General features: G+C 68.9%; 20 protein-coding genes. 13 read left to right on the top strand and 7 right to left on the bottom strand.

What is annotated here, in order from left to right; translation table 11 throughout:
- Window positions 1-17: 17 nt before the first annotated feature.
- Complete coding sequence (locus FG99_RS18180; RefSeq protein ID WP_043271726.1) at window positions 18-416, top strand: cupin domain-containing protein; 399 nt, start codon at window positions 18-20, stop codon at window positions 414-416.
- Between the two features lie 64 nt (window positions 417-480).
- Complete coding sequence (locus FG99_RS18175; RefSeq protein WP_043271725.1) at window positions 481-1,005, top strand: thioredoxin family protein; 525 nt, start codon at window positions 481-483, stop codon at window positions 1,003-1,005.
- 393 nt (window positions 1,006-1,398) lie between these two features.
- Here the strand turns inward: FG99_RS18175 and FG99_RS18165 are convergent, their stop codons facing one another.
- Window positions 1,399-1,848 (bottom strand): GNAT family N-acetyltransferase, encoded by a 450-nt coding sequence (locus tag FG99_RS18165; RefSeq protein ID WP_043271723.1) that lies wholly within the window; start codon window positions 1,846-1,848, stop codon window positions 1,399-1,401.
- Between the two features lie 96 nt (window positions 1,849-1,944).
- On the opposite strand from FG99_RS18165, the gene FG99_RS18160 reads away from it, so the two are divergent.
- The 4 genes from FG99_RS18160 (at window position 1,945) to FG99_RS18145 (ending at window position 5,361) form a co-directional block, all read left to right on the top strand.
- Window positions 1,945-2,505 (top strand): GNAT family N-acetyltransferase, encoded by a 561-nt coding sequence (locus FG99_RS18160; RefSeq protein ID WP_070878490.1) that lies wholly within the window; start codon window positions 1,945-1,947, stop codon window positions 2,503-2,505.
- Window positions 2,506-2,647: 142 nt separating this feature from the next.
- On the top strand, window positions 2,648-3,076 hold the full coding sequence (locus tag FG99_RS18155; protein ID WP_043271721.1) for a nuclear transport factor 2 family protein: 429 nt from the start codon (window positions 2,648-2,650) through the stop codon (window positions 3,074-3,076).
- 103 nt (window positions 3,077-3,179) lie between these two features.
- Window positions 3,180-4,373 carry an MFS transporter gene (locus tag FG99_RS18150; RefSeq protein WP_043271720.1) on the top strand — a complete coding sequence of 398 codons (1,194 nt, stop codon included), beginning with the start codon at window positions 3,180-3,182 and terminating at the stop codon, window positions 4,371-4,373.
- 106 nt (window positions 4,374-4,479) lie between these two features.
- On the top strand, window positions 4,480-5,361 hold the full coding sequence (locus FG99_RS18145) for a helix-turn-helix domain-containing protein (RefSeq protein WP_043271719.1): 882 nt from the start codon (window positions 4,480-4,482) through the stop codon (window positions 5,359-5,361).
- A gap of 310 nt (window positions 5,362-5,671) precedes the next feature.
- On the opposite strand, the gene FG99_RS18140 is transcribed toward FG99_RS18145, so the two are convergent.
- Genes FG99_RS18140 through FG99_RS18130 form a run of 3 tightly spaced genes read right to left on the bottom strand, consistent with a single transcriptional unit; the run spans window position 5,672 to window position 9,470 of the window.
- Window positions 5,672-6,967 carry an NAD(P)/FAD-dependent oxidoreductase gene (locus tag FG99_RS18140; protein ID WP_043271718.1) on the bottom strand — a complete coding sequence of 432 codons (1,296 nt, stop codon included), beginning with the start codon at window positions 6,965-6,967 and terminating at the stop codon, window positions 5,672-5,674.
- Window positions 6,968-6,981: 14 nt separating this feature from the next.
- Window positions 6,982-8,067 (bottom strand): polyamine ABC transporter substrate-binding protein, encoded by a 1,086-nt coding sequence (locus tag FG99_RS18135; RefSeq protein WP_043271717.1) that lies wholly within the window; start codon window positions 8,065-8,067, stop codon window positions 6,982-6,984.
- A 44-nt stretch (window positions 8,068-8,111) separates the two neighbouring features.
- Window positions 8,112-9,470, bottom strand: a complete 1,359-nt coding sequence (locus tag FG99_RS18130) for a glutamine synthetase family protein (RefSeq protein WP_043271716.1) — start codon at window positions 9,468-9,470, stop codon at window positions 8,112-8,114.
- Window positions 9,471-10,003: 533 nt separating this feature from the next.
- Between FG99_RS18130 and FG99_RS18125 the strand changes: the two genes are divergently transcribed.
- The 3 genes from FG99_RS18125 (at window position 10,004) to FG99_RS18115 (ending at window position 11,226) form a co-directional block, all read left to right on the top strand.
- Window positions 10,004-10,273 carry a hypothetical protein gene (locus FG99_RS18125; RefSeq protein WP_051879039.1) on the top strand — a complete coding sequence of 90 codons (270 nt, stop codon included), beginning with the start codon at window positions 10,004-10,006 and terminating at the stop codon, window positions 10,271-10,273.
- A gap of 176 nt (window positions 10,274-10,449) precedes the next feature.
- Window positions 10,450-11,013, top strand: coding sequence for a GNAT family N-acetyltransferase (locus FG99_RS18120; protein ID WP_009622394.1), 564 nt, complete (start codon window positions 10,450-10,452; stop codon window positions 11,011-11,013).
- 15 nt (window positions 11,014-11,028) lie between these two features.
- Entirely contained in the window at window positions 11,029-11,226 is a 198-nt protein-coding gene (locus FG99_RS18115; RefSeq protein WP_043271715.1) for a hypothetical protein, read from the top strand.
- 80 nt (window positions 11,227-11,306) lie between these two features.
- Here FG99_RS18115 and FG99_RS18110 read toward each other — a convergent pair whose 3' ends face one another.
- On the bottom strand, window positions 11,307-12,203 hold the full coding sequence (locus FG99_RS18110) for a universal stress protein (RefSeq protein ID WP_043271714.1): 897 nt from the start codon (window positions 12,201-12,203) through the stop codon (window positions 11,307-11,309).
- A 106-nt stretch (window positions 12,204-12,309) separates the two neighbouring features.
- Window positions 12,310-13,011, bottom strand: coding sequence for a ferredoxin reductase domain-containing protein (locus FG99_RS18105; protein ID WP_141766216.1), 702 nt, complete (start codon window positions 13,009-13,011; stop codon window positions 12,310-12,312).
- A 205-nt stretch (window positions 13,012-13,216) separates the two neighbouring features.
- Here FG99_RS18105 and FG99_RS18100 point away from each other — a divergent pair, with 205 nt between their 5' ends.
- The 4 genes from FG99_RS18100 to FG99_RS18085 all read left to right on the top strand — a co-directional run bounded on the left by FG99_RS18100 (window position 13,217) and on the right by FG99_RS18085 (window position 15,916).
- On the top strand, window positions 13,217-13,759 hold the full coding sequence (locus tag FG99_RS18100) for an Hsp20/alpha crystallin family protein (protein WP_043271710.1): 543 nt from the start codon (window positions 13,217-13,219) through the stop codon (window positions 13,757-13,759).
- Between the two features lie 111 nt (window positions 13,760-13,870).
- A complete protein-coding gene (fnr, locus tag FG99_RS18095) occupies window positions 13,871-14,611 on the top strand; it encodes a fumarate/nitrate reduction transcriptional regulator Fnr (RefSeq protein WP_009622383.1) in 741 nt (246 codons plus the stop codon).
- Between the two features lie 144 nt (window positions 14,612-14,755).
- Window positions 14,756-15,220 carry a CBS domain-containing protein gene (locus FG99_RS18090; protein ID WP_043271708.1) on the top strand — a complete coding sequence of 155 codons (465 nt, stop codon included), beginning with the start codon at window positions 14,756-14,758 and terminating at the stop codon, window positions 15,218-15,220.
- A gap of 24 nt (window positions 15,221-15,244) precedes the next feature.
- Window positions 15,245-15,916, top strand: coding sequence for a phosphoribosyltransferase (locus FG99_RS18085; protein WP_043271706.1), 672 nt, complete (start codon window positions 15,245-15,247; stop codon window positions 15,914-15,916).
- A 2-nt stretch (window positions 15,917-15,918) separates the two neighbouring features.
- Here the strand turns inward: FG99_RS18085 and FG99_RS18080 are convergent, their stop codons facing one another.
- On the bottom strand, window positions 15,919-16,485 hold the full coding sequence (locus FG99_RS18080) for a phosphoribosyltransferase family protein (protein WP_009622377.1): 567 nt from the start codon (window positions 16,483-16,485) through the stop codon (window positions 15,919-15,921).
- Between the last annotated feature and the right edge of the window lie 175 nt (window positions 16,486-16,660).

Genomic DNA, 16,660 nt, shown 5'->3' with positions numbered 1-16,660 from the left:
GCCCGAGGAGCCGTCCGATGTCCCTTCGCAATCTGCTGTTCGCCGGCCTGGTGCTGGCGCTGCCCGCGCTGGCCCACGGGGCCGAGCACGAGAAGATCGCCACCCTGCAGGAACACGCGCTGCCCGACGCCCCCGGCAAGAAGGGCCTGCTGATCGAGGTCAGCTACAAGCCTGGCGAGGCCTCGGCGCCCCACGTCCACGCCGGCGCGGTGTTCGCCTACGTGCTGGAAGGCGCGGTGGTGTCGCAGCTAGAGGGCCAGCCGCCGGTGACCTACAAGGCCGGCCAGTCCTGGTATGAGGCGGCCAACACGCCGCACCTGGTCTCGCGCAACGCCAGCGCGACGCAGCCGGCCAGGCTGCTGGTGTGGATGCTGCTGGACGAAAAGGCCCCGGTGCTGACGCCGCTGAAGCAGTGAGATTGCCGCCGCCGGCCATTTCTGCTGGGATGCCCCGATCGACCGACAAACGAGGGAGCCCGCAATGGCCAGCTACCAGGAACTCTTCGCCATCGGCGAAGGCTTCGACGCCTTCGTCGCCCGCGGCCTGCCGGCGGAAATCGCCGCGGTGCGCGCGGTGCAGCAAAGGCTCGAAGAGCCGGGCCTGATCAGCGCCGCCACCCGCGAACGCCTGGCCGCGGTGCAAGGCCGCTACCACCTGCTGGTGGCCGGTGAGATGTGGTGCCCGGACTGCCAGCTCAACATCACCGCCCTGGACTGGCTGTGCCGCCAGCAGCCGCGCATCGACCTGGCGGTGATCTCCAAGGGGCGCGCCGAGGATGAACTGCAGCAGCGCCTGGGGTTGGAGCGCGTGGCCATTCCGCTGGTGGTAGTGCTGGATGCCGGGTTCGAGGTGGTCGGGCGCTTCATCGAACGGCCGCAGGTGGTGGTGGCGGGGTGGGACGGGGTGAAGCCGGCGTATCGGGCGGGGGATTATCTGGAGAGTACGGTGCTCGATCTGGTGGCGGTGTTTGAGGGGGCGGAGGGGAGGGTGTTTGCTGGTGGGTGAGGTGTGTTGGGTTGACGCCGCTCCCTCTCCCCAGCCCTCTCCCTGAAGGGAGAGGGGGCCAGTCCGTGCCGAGAGAAGGTCTGGTTTCAGCCGGCAATCTCAGTGCTAGCCGGCTGACTCCAGAACACCAGCGTCTGCCCAACGGTCCCCTCTCCCTTCAGGGAGAGGGTTAGGGAGAGGGCGCTCTTCAGGCCACATACCGAACCTGGCCGGTAACTGCGGTGGTTCTGCTTGATCTGGTGGGGGCCAGTCCGTGCCGAGAGAAGGCCTGGTTTCAGCCGGAAACCTTCGGCGTTGCCGGCTAACTCCAGAACACCCAGCCCTGCCCAACGGTCCCCTCTCCCTTCAGGGCGGGGCGCGCAGCCGAGGGTTAGGGAGAGGGCGCTCTCCAGGTCACGCACCACAACCATCCGGCCCCACCAACCGCTTCTTCAGATAAAACCGCTGATGCCCCGGCGGGCAATCCTCCAGCACGCCCATCAGCTCGAACCCCTGCTTCCGATAGAACCCCGGCGCCTGGAAGCTGTAGGTATAAAGGAACACCCCCACACACCCACGACGCCGCGCTTCCTCCTCAACCAGCACCAGCAACTGCGCACCCAGCCCGGCACCGCGTTGCCGTGCGTCCAGCCACAGATAGTCCACGTACAACCACCCCATCCCCGAATGGCCGAACAACCCGCCCACCAACTGCCCCTCGGCATCACGGGCATACAGCTCGAAACCCTCATAGCCATACGCCGTGCCCATCTGCTCGACGTTATAGGCGCGCAGGCCTTCCTCCACGACGGCCCGGGCCTGGGGGTCGGCGCCGGGGGTGAACTGGTAGCGGGCTTGCGACATGGCGCCTCCTGGGCGTGGGAAAGCGCCTAGTCTAGAGGTTAAGCGGGGCCCGTGTCCGGTGCCCCGCGCTGGCACCGGTACGCGCTTTGGTGAAGAATGCGCGCCCGCGCCAGACACCGAGCACCCCATGACCGCCACCCGCGAGCACCGCCCATGAGCACCACCACCGTCGAGCTGATGCGGACCGGCCCCGAGCACAGCGAGCTGATCCGCAACCTCTACCAGTTCTATGCCTACGAGTCCTCGGACTGGGAGCAGGAAGACGTCGAGGCCGACGGCCGCTTCTACATCCACGAGGAACACCTGGCGCGCTACTGGCAGGCGCCGCAGTGGAGCGCCGAGCTGGTGCTGGTGGACGGCTTCATCGCCGGCTTCGTGCTCATCGAACGCAGCGAACTGCCGGGCATCGATGCCCTGGAGCTGGCCGACCTGTTCATCCTGAAGAAGTACCGCCGCCAGGGCATCGGCCGCGCCGTGGCGACCCAGGTGCTGACGCGCGGGGAGGGCGCCTGGCTGGTGCGCTTCTACCGCCAGGACGAGGCGGCGCGGGCCTTCTGGCAGGCGGTGCTGGAGGTGTTGCCGCGGCCGGCGCTGTCCGTCGAGCCGGGCGACGACGAGCAACTGCTGAGCTACCTGGTGACGCCGGCCATCCACTGAGCCGCTGTGCGCGCGGGTCATAGGTCTGTCATTTGCGATCATTGAGCCGCGCCGGGGCCGGTCTTATGGTTCCTCTGACCACGGCGTCCGGCGCTGCCGGATGGCCCTGCATTACAAGAACGACGAGACAGAGGAACCGATGATGAGCGAATTGCAACTGCAACCCCGGGCTGCCGCCTCCCTCCAGCACTGGCACCGCATGATCGCGCAGCGTGACTTCGGCGCGTTGCCCGAGCTGTTGGCCGAGGACGTGGTGTTCCGCTCGCCCATGGCGCACACGTCCTACCCGGGCGCGAAGGTGGCGGCGACCATCCTCAACACCGTGCTGCAGGTCTTCGCCGACTTCACCTACCACCGCGAGCTGGCCAGCGCCGACGGCCTGAGCGTGGTGCTGGAGTTCAGCGCCAAGGTCAACGGCCGCGAGCTCAAGGGCATCGACATGATCCGCTTCGACGAACAGGGCCGCATCGTCGAGTTCGAAGTCATGGTGCGCCCCATGAGCGGCCTGCAGGCCCTGGGCGAGGAAATGGGCCGGCGCGTGGGCGCCTACCTGGCGACGGCCAAGGCCTGACCGGAAACCCCATCGGCCCGGCATACGCGCCGGGCCGAACCCCGGGTGCGGCGGCGCCCTGTGCTAGGCTGAGGCGGTTGTCCCCCCAGCCGAGTGAACACGGATGCTCGCTGCACTCAAGCGTTACCCGCGGTCGGTGAACCTGCTGTTCTGCGCCACCTTCGTCCTGACCCTGGGGCGAGCCATCAGCCTGCCGTTCCTGGTCGTCTACCTGTCCTCGGCCTTCGCCCTGCCGATCGCCCGCATCGGCGCCATCGTCGGCGGCGCGCTGATCGCCGGCTCCGTGCTGAGCCTGTACGGCGGCTACCTGACCGACCGCCTGTCCAGCCGCGGACTGATCCTGGGCTACACCGCGTGCTTCATCGCCGGCTTCGTCGGCATGTGCCTCACCGCCAACCTCTGGCTGTTTTTCGGCTTCCTGGTGGCCTTCAACTTCGCCTACTCGGCGGTGGACGTGGTGGTGAAGGCGAGCTTCGGCCGCCTGCTGCCGGCGCAGGAGCAGGGCCGCGCCTTCTCCATCCGCTACACCTTCATCAACATCGGCTACGCCGTCGGCCCCTTCCTCGGCGCCGGGCTGGCGCACTGGGCGCCGAAGCTGCCGTTCGTGGTTTCCGCGCTGCTCGGCGCCGGCTTCCTGCTGCTGTACCTGGGCTACGGCGAGCGCAGCCAGCGCCCGGCGCCGGCGGTGCAGGCGCCGGTGTCCTTCCTGGCCCTGGGCCGCGTGCTGCTGGATGACCGGCGCCTGGTCTGCTTCACCTTGGGTGGGGTGCTCAGCGCGGTGGTGTTCGGCCAGTTCACCGCCTACCTCTCGCAGTACCTGGTCACCACCCGCAGCGCCGAGGTGGCCTACCAAGTCATCAGCACCGTGGTGGCGGTCAACGCCCTGGTGGTGATCGCCCTGCAGTACCCGCTGGGCCGACGCATCGACGAGAACCGCCTGGAAAACTGGCTGCTGGCCGGGCTGGCGCTGTTCCTGGCCGGGGTGATCGGCTTCGCGCTGTCCACCAGCGTGCTGCACTGGGTGCTGGCGATGACGGTGTTCACCCTGGGCGAGATCATCGTGTTCCCCGCCGAATACATGTTCATCGACCGCATCGCCCCGCCGCAGCTGCGCGGCATGTACTACGGCGCGCAGAACCTATCGAACCTCGGCGGCGCCCTGGGCCCGGTGCTCTGCGGCTGGGTACTGGCGAGCCTGCCGGCGCACTGGATGTTCGTGATGCTGGGCGCCTTCGTCGTCGCCGGCGGGGTGTTCTACCGCCTGGGCGCGGCGCTGCCGGCCGCCCGGCAGGCCTGAATGCCGGAACCGCCGCCTTCCGGGCCCGCCGGCACGGGTTGCCGCTTGCACCACCGTCGCCGCCATTGATAGCCTTCGCGGCCTAAGAAGAACACAGGCCCCGGGTATGGTGATCAGGGTTGTCGAAGCGCAGGAAGTCGATCAGCAGCGGATAGCCATTCCGGGTTGGGAGCAGCAGTACACGCAGATGTCCGCCGGGCGTTTCGCCGGGCGCATCCTGCATGCCGAGGTCGAGGGCATCGAGCTCTACGAGGAGCAGATGAACCTGCGCGTGGAGCAGGAGTTCCACGCGCCGCCCGGCGCGCTGGTGTTCAGTTTCGACATGTCGGAGAACACCCTCTACCTGCTCGATGGCGAGACGCGCAACGCCTGGGTCACGCCGGAGAACTACCGCGAGGTGGCGGTGGTGATCAAGCAGGCGGGGCAGTGGGGCCAGGCGCTGGACGACTTCGCCGACCTGGTGCTGACGCCCCTGCGCTCCGACGGTTGCCGTTCGCTGGCGGCTTCGCTGAGCAACCTGCTCGCCGGCGCAGGCGCCGGGCGTCATCCGGTGGAGGCCCCCGGCGTGGCGCAGGCCATAGTCGCCAATTGCTTCTCCCTGCTCTGCGAGGCGCCGGCCGGCGACGAGCAGCGTTCGCGCTCCATCGTCCAGGCCAAGCGCGTGGTGCAGCGGGTCAAGGACGTGGTGAACGATTGCCCCGAAGAGAACTTCGCCATGGCCGAGCTGGCCGCGAAGGCGGGTGTCTCGCCGCGCACCCTGCAGCAATCCTTCCTGCGTTACGCCGGCATGCCGCCCATCGTCTGGCTGCGCAACCGCCGCCTGAACGCCGCCCGCCGCGACCTGCTGGGCGCCGCCGAGTCGGGCATGACCGTCGCCGATGTGGCGATGAAGTGGTCGTTCTGGCACCTGGGACGCTTCTCCCAGTCCTACCACGCGCTGTTCGGCGAGTATCCCAAGGCCACTGTCAGGCAGGGGGCACGGCCTTAGTGCTGTTACCTTCGGCCAGCGGCGGATAACCGCGAACGGTTATGCGCCCTACGGTGTTCGCCGGAAATACGGGGTGCGAGGATGGCGCCGGACTACCAGCGCACTCAGGACAGCCCCCTCTCCCGCTTGCGGGAGAGGGTTGGGGAGAGGGCGCTCTTGTGCCCAGCACCTACGCCACCGGGAAACACCGTTCGCGAGCAAGCTCGCTCCTACGAAAAGCTCTTCGCGCCACGCAAAGAAATGATGGGTATCGCTTCGCTCAACCCATCCTACGGGTGTTGTGTTTGCCGAAGAGCATTTCGGCGCGGCCTCAGCCCAGCTTCTCGCGTATCCGGTACCAGGCCATGCCCAGGGCCAGCAGTGGCGAGCGCAGCAGCTTGCCGCCGGGGAAGGTCAGGTGCGGCACCGCGCTGAACAGGTCCAGGCCCTGGCTGTGGCCGCTGTGGATGGCCTCCGCCAGCAGCTTCGCCGACCAGTGCGTGACGTTCAGCCCGTGGCCGGAGTAGCCCTGGGCGAAGAACACGTTCGGGTACGCCTTGAGCCGCCCCACCTGGGGGAAGCGGTTGGCAGTGATGCCGATCATGCCGCCCCACTGGTAGTCCAGCCTTACGTCCGCCAACTGCGGGAACACCTTGAGCACCTTCGGCCGCATGTAGGCGCCGATGTCCTTCGGGTCGCGCCCGGAATAGTGGCAGGCGCCGCCGAACAGCAGGCGGCGGTCGGCCGTCAGGCGGTAGTAGTCCAGCCCCACCTTCTGGTCGCACAGCGCCATGTTCTGCGGGATCAGCTGCGCCGCCAGCGCCTCGGGCAGCGGCTCGCTGGCCACCACGTAGCTGCCGGCGGGCAGCACCTTGCCGGTCAGGCGCGGTTCCAGTTCTTCCAGGTGCGCGTTGCAGCCGAGCACCAGGTTGGCGGCCAGCACCCGGCCCCGCGCGCAGTGCACCACCACCTGGCGGCCATGCTCGATGCGCAGGGCGGGGCTGCGTTCGAACACCTTGGCGCCCAGGGCCGCCGCCGCGCGGGCCTCGGCGCGCACCAGGTCGAGCGGGTGCAGGTGCCCGGAGCCCATGTCCACCAGGCCGCCGGCGTACTGGTCGCTGGCCACCACCTCGCGGATGCGCTCCGGCGCCACCAGATGCGTCTCGTGCGGGTAGCCCTGGGCGTTCAGCTGGGCGTGCTCCTCCACCAGGCCGGCATACTGCGCCGGGGTGTTGGCCAGCTCGCAGAAGCCCCAGCGCAGGTCGCACTCGATGGCCAGGTCGCGGATGCGCTGCGCCACCAGCTCCACCGACTCGGTGCCGGCCCGCTCCAGGTAGCGCACGCCTTCCTCGCCGACGTACTTGGCGAAGCCGCTGACGTCGTGGCCGATGCCGCGGATCAACTGGCCGCCGTTGCGCCCGCTGGCGCCCCAGCCGATGCAGCGGGCCTCCAGCAGCACCACGCTAAGGCCGCGCTGGGCCAGCTCCAGCGCGGTGTTGACGCCGGTGAGCCCGCCGCCGACGACGCAGACGTCCGCGCGAACCTCGCCCTCCAGCGCGGGGTAGGGCTGTTTGTCCCGGGCGCTGGCGGCGTAGTAGGACGCGACCTGCTCGTCGGTGTGGCTCATGGCTCGCTCTCGCTTCATTGGTTGAACTTGATCTTGCTCCAGCTGCGGGTCATCAGGCGCATGATCTTGGGCGGCGGCGCCTTGGCGATGTACAGCTTGTCCAGCACCTGCTGGCTCGGGTAGACCTCGGGGTCGTTCTGCATCTGGGCGGGCAGCAGCGCCTTGGCGTCGGCGTTGGCGCTGGGGTAGCCGACGTACTCGCTGATGCCGGCGATCACCTGCGGATCGAGAATGTAGTTGATGAAGGCCAGGGCCTGCTCGGGGTGCGTCGCGTCCGAGGGAATGGCCATCAGGTCGAACCACAGGTTCGCGCCTTCCTTGGGAATGGCGTAGGCGATCTCGATGCCGTTCTTCGCCTCCCGGGCCCGCGCGGCGGCCTGGAACACGTCGCCGGAGTAGCCGAAGGCCACGCAGATGTTGCCGTTGGCCAGGTCCGAGATGTACTTCGAGGAGTGGAAGTAGGTGACGTAGGGGCGCACCGCCGCCAGCTTGGCCTCGGCCTTCGGGTAGTCCGCCGGGTTGGTGCTGTTGGGGTCCAGGCCCAGGTAGTTGAGCACCGAGGGGATCATCTCGTCGGGCGAGTCCATGAAGGCCACGCCGCAGGCGCTGAGCTTCTTGATGTTCTCCGGCTCGAACAGCACCGCCCAGGAATCGATGCGGTCGACGCCCAGCACCTGCTTGACCTTCGCCACGTTGTAGCCGATGCCGTTGGTGCCCCACAGGTAGGGCACCGAGTGCTTGTTGCCCGGGTCGTTCTGCTCCAGCAGCTTGAGCAGCCGCGGGTCCAGGTGCTTCCAGTTCGGCAGCTTGCTGCGGTCCAGCTCCAGGAACACCCCGGCCTGCACCTGGCGGGTGAGGAAGTGGTTGGAGGGCACCACCACGTCGTAGCCGGTGCGGCCGGCCAGCAGCTTGCCTTCCAGCGTCTCGTTGGAATCGAAGACGTCGTAGACCGGTTTGATGCCGGTGGCCTTCTGGAAGCCGCCGAGGGTGTCCGGGGCGATGTAGTCGGTCCAGTTGTACACGCTGACGGTCGGTTCGGCGTGGGCGCCCGCGGCCAGCGTGGCCAGGGCGAAGGGCGCAAGGTAGCGCAGCAGTCTCATGACGACTCCTGAATTGTTGTTGTGGTTGAGGCGAAAAGGGCGGATCAGACGCTCAGCAGCAGGAACTCGCGCTCCCAGGAACTGATCACCCGCTTGTAGTTCTCGTGCTCGGTGCGCTTCACCGCGACGTAGCCCTGCACGAACTTGCGGCCCAGGTATTCGCCGAGCACCTCGCAGTCTTCCATCTGCGCCAGGGCGTCCTCGATGGTGATCGGCAGGCGCAGGTTGCGGCGCTCGTAGGCGCGGCCCTGCACCGGCGCGCTGGGGTCCAGCCGCTCGACCATGCCCAGGTAGCCGCACAGCAGGCTGGCGGCCAGCGCCAGGTAGGGGTTGGCGTCGGCGCCGGGCAGGCGGTTCTCCACGCGCATGGCCGCGGGCGGGGCGGCCGGCACGCGCAGGCCCACGGTGCGGTTCTCTTCGCCCCACTCGACGTTCACCGGCGCGGAGGTGTCCGGCAGGAAGCGGCGGAAGGAGTTCACGTTCGGCGCGAACATCGGCAGCACTTTCGGGATGTACTTCTGCAGGCCGCCGATAAAGTGCAGGAACAGCTCGCTCATGGAGCCGTCCTCGTTGGCGAAGACGTTTTTGCCGGTGGCGATGTCCAGCACGCTCTGGTGGATGTGCATGGCGCTGCCCGGCTCGTCGGTGATCGGCTTGGCCATGAAGGTGGCGCTCACGTCGTGCTTGAGCGCGGCCTCGCGCATGGTGCGCTTGAACACGGTGATCTGGTCGGCCAGGTGCAGCGCGTCGCCGTGGCGGAAGTTGATCTCCATCTGCGCCGGGCCGTCCTCGTGGATCAGCGTGTCCAGGTCCAGGCCTTGCAGTTCGCACCAGTCGTAGACGTCTTCGAACAGCGGGTCGAACTCGTTGGCGGCGTCGATGGAGAAGCTCTGCCGGCCGCTCTCGGCGCGGCCCGAGCGGCCCACCGGGGCTTCCAGGGGGAAGTCCGGGTCGCTGCTGCGCTTGGTCAGGTAGAACTCCATCTCTGGCGCCACCACCGGGCTCCAGCCCTTGTCGGCGTACAGCTTCAGCACGCGCTTGAGCACGTTGCGCGGCGACAGCTCGATGGGGTTGCCGTACTTGTCGAAGGTGTCGTGGATGACCATCGCGGTCGGCTCCAGCGCCCAGGGCACCACGAAGATGGCGTCCGGGTCGGGCTTGCAGAGCATGTCGATGTCGGCCTCGTCCAGCAGGTCGTAATAGACGTCGTCGTCGACGAAATCGCCGGTGACGGTCTGCAGCAGCACACTTTCCGGGAGCCGCATGCCCCCTTCGCCGAGGAACTTGTTGGTGGGGGAAATCTTGCCGCGGGCGATGCCGGTCAGGTCGCTGACCACGCATTCGACTTCGGTGATTTTCTGTTGCTTCAGCCGTTGCTCCAGTTGCTCGGCGGGGGTGCTCATACAAGCCTCGGATGGTTCATGGGTTCTGGGTGGGGGCGCCGGCAGCGTGGCGCTGCCTGGCCGCGGGGCTAGTTTCGTCCGCCGGGCGGGGGCGTTCTATCCACTTTCCGCACGCTTGAGGCCGCGGGGGGCGCAGGGCGGGGGACTTGTGGCGATTCTTCGGGCGGAATCAGGGGAAGTTTCCGTCGCGGCAACTGCCTTGAGCCCTTACAAGGCGCATCCGTAGATTCCGTCTGCCACGGTTCGTCCGTGGTGGGGCGTAGGAACCCCTGAACGACAACAGAGCACGGCGGCGCCATAGCCGCAGGGAAAGGCAGCTTCTTGTGTCTGATTCCCTGCGTTTCCATGGCGGGCCGTGCGAGGAGGCTTCGGCCTGCCGGTTTCTCTGTTGTCCGGTATTCCTACCCTGGCACGGTCCGCCTCTCCCTTCCAGGAGGCGGCTCCCATATCCCATAGAGGAGCAAGACGGAACATGCATCGCCTTGTCGTTCAGTCCAAGCAACACCCCCGCAGCACCCGCCAGGAGGTCCGTCATGGCTGACCTCGTTCCCCTCATCCCCCTCAGCCCGGCCACCGAGCCCCACGACGACGTGCTGTACGTCAACCCCAACGCCCCCGCCGACCACCTCCACGAAGCCGCCGTCCGCCGCCTGAGCGCGCTGGAAGACCTGCTGCACATGCTGGAGGACAGCGCCGACGAAATGCCCCTGACCCACCTCCAGGCCCGCATGGCTGCCGCGCTTGCGCCGCTGGCGGCGGAAGCACGGCAGCTGTACGAGCTGGCGCAGGTCAAGCGAGGGTAATGCCCCGGCCCCGGACGCGCCGGGGCCATGACGGGGCGGCGCTGGCGGCGTACCGTTCGACCGCCGGCAGCGTCGTCCTCCCCGTGATTTGATCGTGGTCAAACTTCCGTTCGCCCCGCGGCGTACAAGTGACCCGGCGGTTCCTTCCCACGCCGGCGCCACGCCAGGAGGTTTCCATGCCCACCACCCAGCCTTCACAGCCCACCACCGAAGCCCCCGACGAGCATTGGGTCGAGGCCCTGCCCGACGGCAGCCATGTTCTGATCCGGCCGTTGCGCGCGGAAGACCGCCAGCGCGAGGCGGACTTCATCGCCCGGCTGTCGCCGGAGGCGCGGCATTTCCGCTTCCTGTGCAGCATGCGCGAGGTCAGCCCGGCGCTGCTCGACCAGTTGATGACGGTGGACTTCCACGACAGCGCCGCCTACATCGCCCTGGTGCACCAGGACGGCGAGCTGGTGGAAGTGGGCGTCAGCCGCTACGCCCGCGGCGCCGACGCCGGCCATTGCGAGTGCGCGGTGACGGTGGCCGATGACTGGCGGCACCGCGGCCTGGGGGTGGCCCTCATGCGCCACCTGATCGAAACCGCCCGGCGCAACGGCATGACGCAGATGTATTCGATCGATTCGGCGGCCAACGCGCCGATGCACGAGCTGGTGCGCTTCCTCGGCTTCAGCAGCCACCAGGACCCCGAAGACCCCACGCAGACCATCCATACCCTGCAGCTGCAACCGGCGACCTGAAGCGGGGAGGCTGCCATGCACATCCAACTGCTGTGCACCGGCGACGGGCGCTGCTACGTCCAGCTCGACCAGTTCCGCGTGCCTTTCCGCAACGCGGAGCAGGCCAGCGCCTACCTTGAGCGCCTGCAGCAGCGTATCGCCGCGCCCCACGTGCTGGCCGAGGCGCAGCGCCGCGACGCCGACAAGCGTCAGGCCCAGCGCCGCGCGGGCTGAGCCTTCCACGGGCCGCGGTCACGGCCGGCGCGCCGTGGGCCCTCCTGGCCGCCTACAAGGGGCGGCCGCTCACCGGCCGTTCAGGGGCGTATCGCCAGGATGCTGGAGTGCACCCGGTACAGCGCCTGCTCGGTGGTGCTGCCGACGATCTTCGCCAGCCCGGCGTGGTAGAGGGTGCCCATGACCACCACATCCATGCGGTAGTCGTCGACGAATTCGGCGATGACGCGGTTGGCCGCGCCCTTGATAAGGTGCAGGCACTTCTGCTCGATGCCGAAGCGTTCGCCCAGGCGCTGCATGCGCTCGGTGGCGCGGCCGCTCATCTGTTCCTGTATTTCGCTGGTCCAGGCCACCGGCCCCACGGCGTAGGCGAGGAAGCTGCTGCTCAGGTCGTAGGCCTGCAGCAGGTGCAGCTCGGCGTCGCATTGCAGCGCGAGCTGCTGGGCCGATTCGACGATGCGTTCGTTCAGTTCGTCGACGCGGGTGTCGTCCTGGGACAGGTCCAGCGCCGCCACCACCTTGCGCGGCAGGGGATGCTCTGCGTGGCTGACCAGGTGCAGCGGCACCGCGCACTGGCGCAGCAGTTGCCAGTCCAGCGGCGTCATCAGTGCCCGGCTCACGGCCGTTTCGTAGTGGACGTCCTTGATCAGCAGGTCGAAGCCGCGTTCGCGCACCCGGCGCAGGACTTCCTGCAGCGGGTCGTCGCTCCACACCGCCTCGGGGCTGGCCTCGATGCCGCGCCCGCGCAGCAGCTCCACCTGGTCGTCGAGCCAGGCCTGGTGCCGCTCCTGGATGGTGTTGCGGGCGCGTTGCTGCAGGTCGTAGTCGAGGGTGTTCAGGGCTGGCGCCAGGCTGTCGATCATCAGCATGTGCAGGCTGGCGCCGGCGGAGCCGGCCAGGGCCTGGGCGCGGGCCATGGCGGCGGAATAGTGCTGGTGGGTGTCGCAGATCAGGAGCAGGCGCGAGTAGGCGTTCATGGCGGTCTCCGCAGCGGCGCCCGCGCCACGGGCGGCGCGGGCTGGGTGGCTGTGAGCCTGGGCCGGGGCGCGTGCGGGCACTTTGATGCGCATCAAGAACGATGCATCAAGAACGATAGTGGAGAGGGGGCGGCAGGCGGTCGAAGCGGACCACCGGTCCTTCGGCCGGGGGCGGCGACTGCAGGCGCTCGTTGCGCAGCCAGATGCTCGCCGCCGGCACCCCGCTGCGCAGGCACGCCTGGGCCGCGCTGCGGCCGAGAAAATCCGGGGTGGCGCAGAACACCACGTCGGGCAGCCGCTCCAGCAGTTGCCGGTGCAGGCGTTCCAGCAGGCAGGCGCCGTGGACCCTTTCGTCGAGCAGGCCCAGCGAGTGCAGCCAGCGCCGGCATTCCTCGGGCAGGCCCGCCAGGCTGGCGGCATCGGCGATCAGGTCCAGGCGCAGCGCGGGCATCCAGCAGGCCAGTTCGTCGATCGCCGCCGCCACCGACAGCAGGCCGTTGCCGCTGGCCACCACCAGCAGCCGGCCGGCGCGCAGCGGCAGGGGCCAGCCGACGCCCAGGGGGCCGCGGTAGTCCAGCCAGCCGTCCGTGGCCGCGAACCGGCCGGGGTGGCTGGCGCTGACGATGAACGGCCCGTGGTGCTCCGGCAGGCTGATGTAGCTGCACGGCTGCAAGGCCCCGCCATGCACGCCCAGCAGGCAATACTGGCCGGGTATGACGGCGCTGCCCGCGTCGTCCTCCAGCAGCAGGCGCAGGCATTGCCCGGTGCCCGGCAGGCAAAGCACTTCCAGTAGCCGTACCCGTTCCATTGCGCGCCCCCTTGGCGAGGTCGACCAGACGCGTCGTTTCGGGTCAGGCTAGGCGCCGCGGGCCGGGCCGCCTTGACCGTCATCAAGTTCTGCGCCGCGGGGGCCGATGCCGGCGTTTTGACCGGGATCAAGGACAGCCGCCATGGCCGTCGCAGAATCGATTCGCCCCATTTCCGAGGCGGTTCATCCAGCGGAGGAATTCCCCATGTCCGACCCCGCAAAGCAAGTCCCCGTCACGCCGTCCCCCAGCCAACCGGCCAAGGCGCCAACCCCCGGCGCCAGCCCCTTCGATACGCTGCGACGGCAGATCGACAGCCTGTTCGACGACTTCGGCCGCACGCCGCTGCGCCTGCCCTTCGGCCACAGCGCCTTCGACGTGGAGCCGTTCTGGCGGCGCGAGCCGTTCAGCCGCGGCCTGCCCGCGGTGGACGTCAGCGAGCAGGCCGAGGAGTACCGCATCAGCGCCGAGCTGCCCGGCATGGATGAGAAGGACATCGAGGTGAAGCTGGCCAACGGCAACCTGGTCATCAAGGGCGAGAAGAAGGAAGAGAAGGACGAGAAGCGCAAGGAGTACCACCTGTCGGAACGCCACTACGGCAGCTTCGAGCGGGTGTTCCGGCTGCCCAAGGAAGTGGACGCGGAGAAGGTCCACGCGCAGTTCTCCAAGGGCGTGCTGCAGGTGCACTTGCCCAAGCGCGCCGAGGCGGTGCACCCGGAGAAGGTCATCCCGGTGAAGAACGGCGATTGATGCACTCGGGCGCGCCTGCTGGCGGCAGGCGCGTCCCTTCGTCGAGTGGCGTAGCGCGGCCAAGCGCAACGGCTATAGTGGGAAAATCCCCTTATTGCCGGAGGCGCCGCCATGTCCGACGCTTACCGCTCCCCGCCGCGCCCGCAGGTCAACTGCCAGGCGTGCTCGTTGAGCCGCCTGTGCCTGCCGGCGAGCCTCAGCGACGGCGAGGTCGAAGAGCTGGACCGCATCGTCCGGCGCAGCCGCCCCCTGCAGAAGGGCGAGTACCTGTTCCGCGCCGACGAGCCGATGCAGCACGTGTTCGCCGTGCGCTCCGGGGCGCTGAAGAGCTACCTGCTCGACGCCAACGGCGGCGAACAGGTGACCGGCTTCGTGCTGCCGGGCGAGATGCTGGGGCTGGACGCCATCGGCTCGCCGCGCTTCCCGGGCTATGCGGTGGCGCTGGAGGTTTCCATGGTGTGCAGCATCGGCCTGGAACAGCTGGAGGACCTGTCCGGGCGCATCCCCGGCCTGCGCCACCAACTGCTGCACATCCTCAGCCAGGGCATCCAGGGCGAGTACGCGCACATCCGTTGCAGCCGCGAGCGCGCCGAACAGCGCCTGGCCGGCTTCCTCCTCGGCCTGTCGGCCCGCTACCAGCAGCGCGGCCTGTCGCAGGACCGCTTCACCCTGCCGATGAGCCGCGGCGACATCGGCAACTACCTGGACCTCACCATGGAGACGGTCAGCCGGCTGTTCACCCGCTTCGTGCAGACCGGCCTGATCGAGTGCCACGGGCGCGAGGTGCGCCTGCTCGACCGCCAGGGCCTGTGCCGGATGAGCGGTGTGGAGGCGCAGCCGGAGCGACCGTGAGCCGCTGAGCGGGCCGTTCATCCGCTGGCCGCGGCGCGGGCGGCGGGCGCGCCGCCAATCTGATCGAGATCAAAGTCGGGCCGTGGCGTCGCGCCCATCGTGCAAGGCGAGCGAATGTCCGCTTGCCCGCACAGGAGACGAGCCATGGCCATCGGCGAATACTGCAACCGCGACGTCGTCATCGCGGCGCCTACCGTATCCATCCTGACCGCCGCCCGGTTGATGAGCGAATACCACGTCGGCGACCTGGTGCTCGCCGAGCAGGTGGAGCGCGAGCGCTACCGGCCCGTGGGCATCATCACCGACCGCGACATCGTGCTGGAGGTGGTCGCCAACAACGAGCCGGAGCCGGGCAGCATCCAGGCCGGCGACATCCAGCTGCGCAACCTGGTCACCGCGAAGGAAAGCGACGATGTGTTCGACGTCATCACCCGCATGCGCCAGGCCGGCATCCGGCGGATGCCGGTGGTCGACGAGCAGGGGCTGCTGGTGGGCATCGTCTCGGCGGACGACCTGCTCGGCGTGCTGGCCGACAACCTGCGCGACCTCTCGCGGCTGGTGGGCTTCCAGAACCTGCGCGAAGAGGGCGAGCGCGAAGAGGATTACTAGGCCCTGCCGGGCGAGGTGGCTGCCATGCATGACCTGACGCTTCCCTTCGTCGACCGCGCCGCTGCCGGCAAGGCCATAGCGCGCTTGCTGCCGGCCTACCGGGGCCGCCCCGGGGCGATCGTGCTGGCCCTGCCGCGCGGCGGCGTGCCGGTCGGCTATGAGGTGGCCAGCGAACTGGGCGTGGAGCTGGACCTGATGATCGTGCGCAAGCTCGGCGTGCCCTGGTACCCGGAGCTGGCCATGGGCGCCATCGCCAGCGGCGGCGTGCGGGTGCTGAATGACGACGTGCTGCGGATGCATGGCGTCGACGCGCACGCCCTGGAGACGGTGGAGCGCAGGGAAAGCGCCGAGCTGCACCGGCGCGAGCGCGCCTACCGTGGGCAGCGGCCCGTGCCGCAGCTGGCTGGCCGCCAGGTGCTACTGGTCGACGACGGCCTGGCCACCGGCGCCACCATGCTGGCTGCCGTGCGCGCGGTACGCCAGCAGGCCCCGGCGGCCATCGTCGTCGCCGTGCCGGTGGCGCCGGCGGAAGTGCTGGAAGAGCTGCGCCACGAGGTCGACGAGGTGGTCTGCCCGTTCACCCCGGAGCCGTTCAGCGCCATCGGCCGCTGGTACCTGGACTTCTACCAGACCTCCGACGCCGAGGTGGTGGAGCTGCTGCAGCGGGCCTGGCGGCGGGAGGCGGGCGAAGCCTAGCCTCAGGTGCAGCGCCGGCCGTGGCGCAGCACGTCGATGCGCAGCTCCGGCTCGTAGGGCGGCACGTTGCATTCGACGATGTCGTCCGGCGCCACCTGCAGGCGCAGCCCCACCACGTCGGCGTGCACCGGTTGGCGGCTCACGCAGCGGTCCACCAGCACGCCGGCCAGCACGTGCCGCGCTCCGAGCTGGGCCAGGTAGGCGCAGGCGCGCAGCAGCGAGTGGCCTTCGTAGAGCACGTCGTCCACCACCAGCAGCGTGGTGCGGCTGAGGTCCATGCCGGCCAGTTGCGGGTTCTCCGTCAGCTCCGTCTCGGGGTGCAGCAGGCTCAGGTCGTCGGCGTAGCGCTTCACCTTCAGGGCGTGGACGGGCAGGGGCGGGTGGCCGCATTGCACCAGGTGTTCCTGCAGCCGGTGCGCCAGGGGTTCGCCACGCCGGACTATGCCGACCAGCGCGCTTTCGCCCGGGGGCAGCAGCGGGGCGGCCTTTTGCGCCATGGCCTGGAGCACGGCATCCAGCTCCCGGGCGTCGTACAGGGTCAGGCGTTGCGGAGCGTTCGGGGTCGCCATGGTGGGCCTCCAGGCCGTTGCCGGGCATGGCTTTCACCATCGCGCGTCGGGCGAGGGGCGAATTTGATCCAACGCAAATCCGGCGCAGGCCAGGGGGCTGAAACTCGTTGGTAGTTCCCCCATCGAGCCCGATGCGGGCCCCTGCCTTCCGGCGCGCTGGCGGCGTGGCCGGATA

Origin of the sequence: Pseudomonas sp. AAC, assembly GCF_000725445.1 — a bacterium.
Lineage (GTDB): Bacteria > Pseudomonadota > Gammaproteobacteria > Pseudomonadales > Pseudomonadaceae > Pseudomonas > Pseudomonas citronellolis.
Note: the sequence above shows the minus strand (reverse complement) of the source record. Positions and strands in the feature narration are given on the sequence as shown.

Coding starts and splice junctions, on each gene's coding strand:
- FG99_RS18130 (WP_043271716.1), bottom strand. CDS start 9,470: ATGAGCACCCCCGCCGAGCAACTGGAGCAACGGCTGAAGCAACAGAAA.
- FG99_RS18085 (WP_043271706.1), top strand. CDS start 15,245: ATGCATGACCTGACGCTTCCCTTCGTCGACCGCGCCGCTGCCGGCAAG.
- FG99_RS18115 (WP_043271715.1), top strand. CDS start 11,029: ATGCACATCCAACTGCTGTGCACCGGCGACGGGCGCTGCTACGTCCAG.
- FG99_RS18140 (WP_043271718.1), bottom strand. CDS start 6,967: ATGAGCCACACCGACGAGCAGGTCGCGTCCTACTACGCCGCCAGCGCC.
- FG99_RS18080 (WP_009622377.1), bottom strand. CDS start 16,485: ATGGCGACCCCGAACGCTCCGCAACGCCTGACCCTGTACGACGCCCGG.
- FG99_RS18100 (WP_043271710.1), top strand. CDS start 13,217: ATGTCCGACCCCGCAAAGCAAGTCCCCGTCACGCCGTCCCCCAGCCAA.
- FG99_RS18090 (WP_043271708.1), top strand. CDS start 14,756: ATGGCCATCGGCGAATACTGCAACCGCGACGTCGTCATCGCGGCGCCT.
- FG99_RS18110 (WP_043271714.1), bottom strand. CDS start 12,203: ATGAACGCCTACTCGCGCCTGCTCCTGATCTGCGACACCCACCAGCAC.
- FG99_RS18145 (WP_043271719.1), top strand. CDS start 4,480: ATGGTGATCAGGGTTGTCGAAGCGCAGGAAGTCGATCAGCAGCGGATA.
- fnr (WP_009622383.1), top strand. CDS start 13,871: ATGTCCGACGCTTACCGCTCCCCGCCGCGCCCGCAGGTCAACTGCCAG.
- FG99_RS18165 (WP_043271723.1), bottom strand. CDS start 1,848: ATGTCGCAAGCCCGCTACCAGTTCACCCCCGGCGCCGACCCCCAGGCC.
- FG99_RS18160 (WP_070878490.1), top strand. CDS start 1,945: ATGCGCGCCCGCGCCAGACACCGAGCACCCCATGACCGCCACCCGCGA.
- FG99_RS18125 (WP_051879039.1), top strand. CDS start 10,004: ATGGCTGACCTCGTTCCCCTCATCCCCCTCAGCCCGGCCACCGAGCCC.
- FG99_RS18175 (WP_043271725.1), top strand. CDS start 481: ATGGCCAGCTACCAGGAACTCTTCGCCATCGGCGAAGGCTTCGACGCC.
- FG99_RS18105 (WP_141766216.1), bottom strand. CDS start 13,011: ATGGAACGGGTACGGCTACTGGAAGTGCTTTGCCTGCCGGGCACCGGG.
- FG99_RS18150 (WP_043271720.1), top strand. CDS start 3,180: ATGCTCGCTGCACTCAAGCGTTACCCGCGGTCGGTGAACCTGCTGTTC.
- FG99_RS18135 (WP_043271717.1), bottom strand. CDS start 8,067: ATGAGACTGCTGCGCTACCTTGCGCCCTTCGCCCTGGCCACGCTGGCC.
- FG99_RS18155 (WP_043271721.1), top strand. CDS start 2,648: ATGAGCGAATTGCAACTGCAACCCCGGGCTGCCGCCTCCCTCCAGCAC.
- FG99_RS18120 (WP_009622394.1), top strand. CDS start 10,450: ATGCCCACCACCCAGCCTTCACAGCCCACCACCGAAGCCCCCGACGAG.
- FG99_RS18180 (WP_043271726.1), top strand. CDS start 18: ATGTCCCTTCGCAATCTGCTGTTCGCCGGCCTGGTGCTGGCGCTGCCC.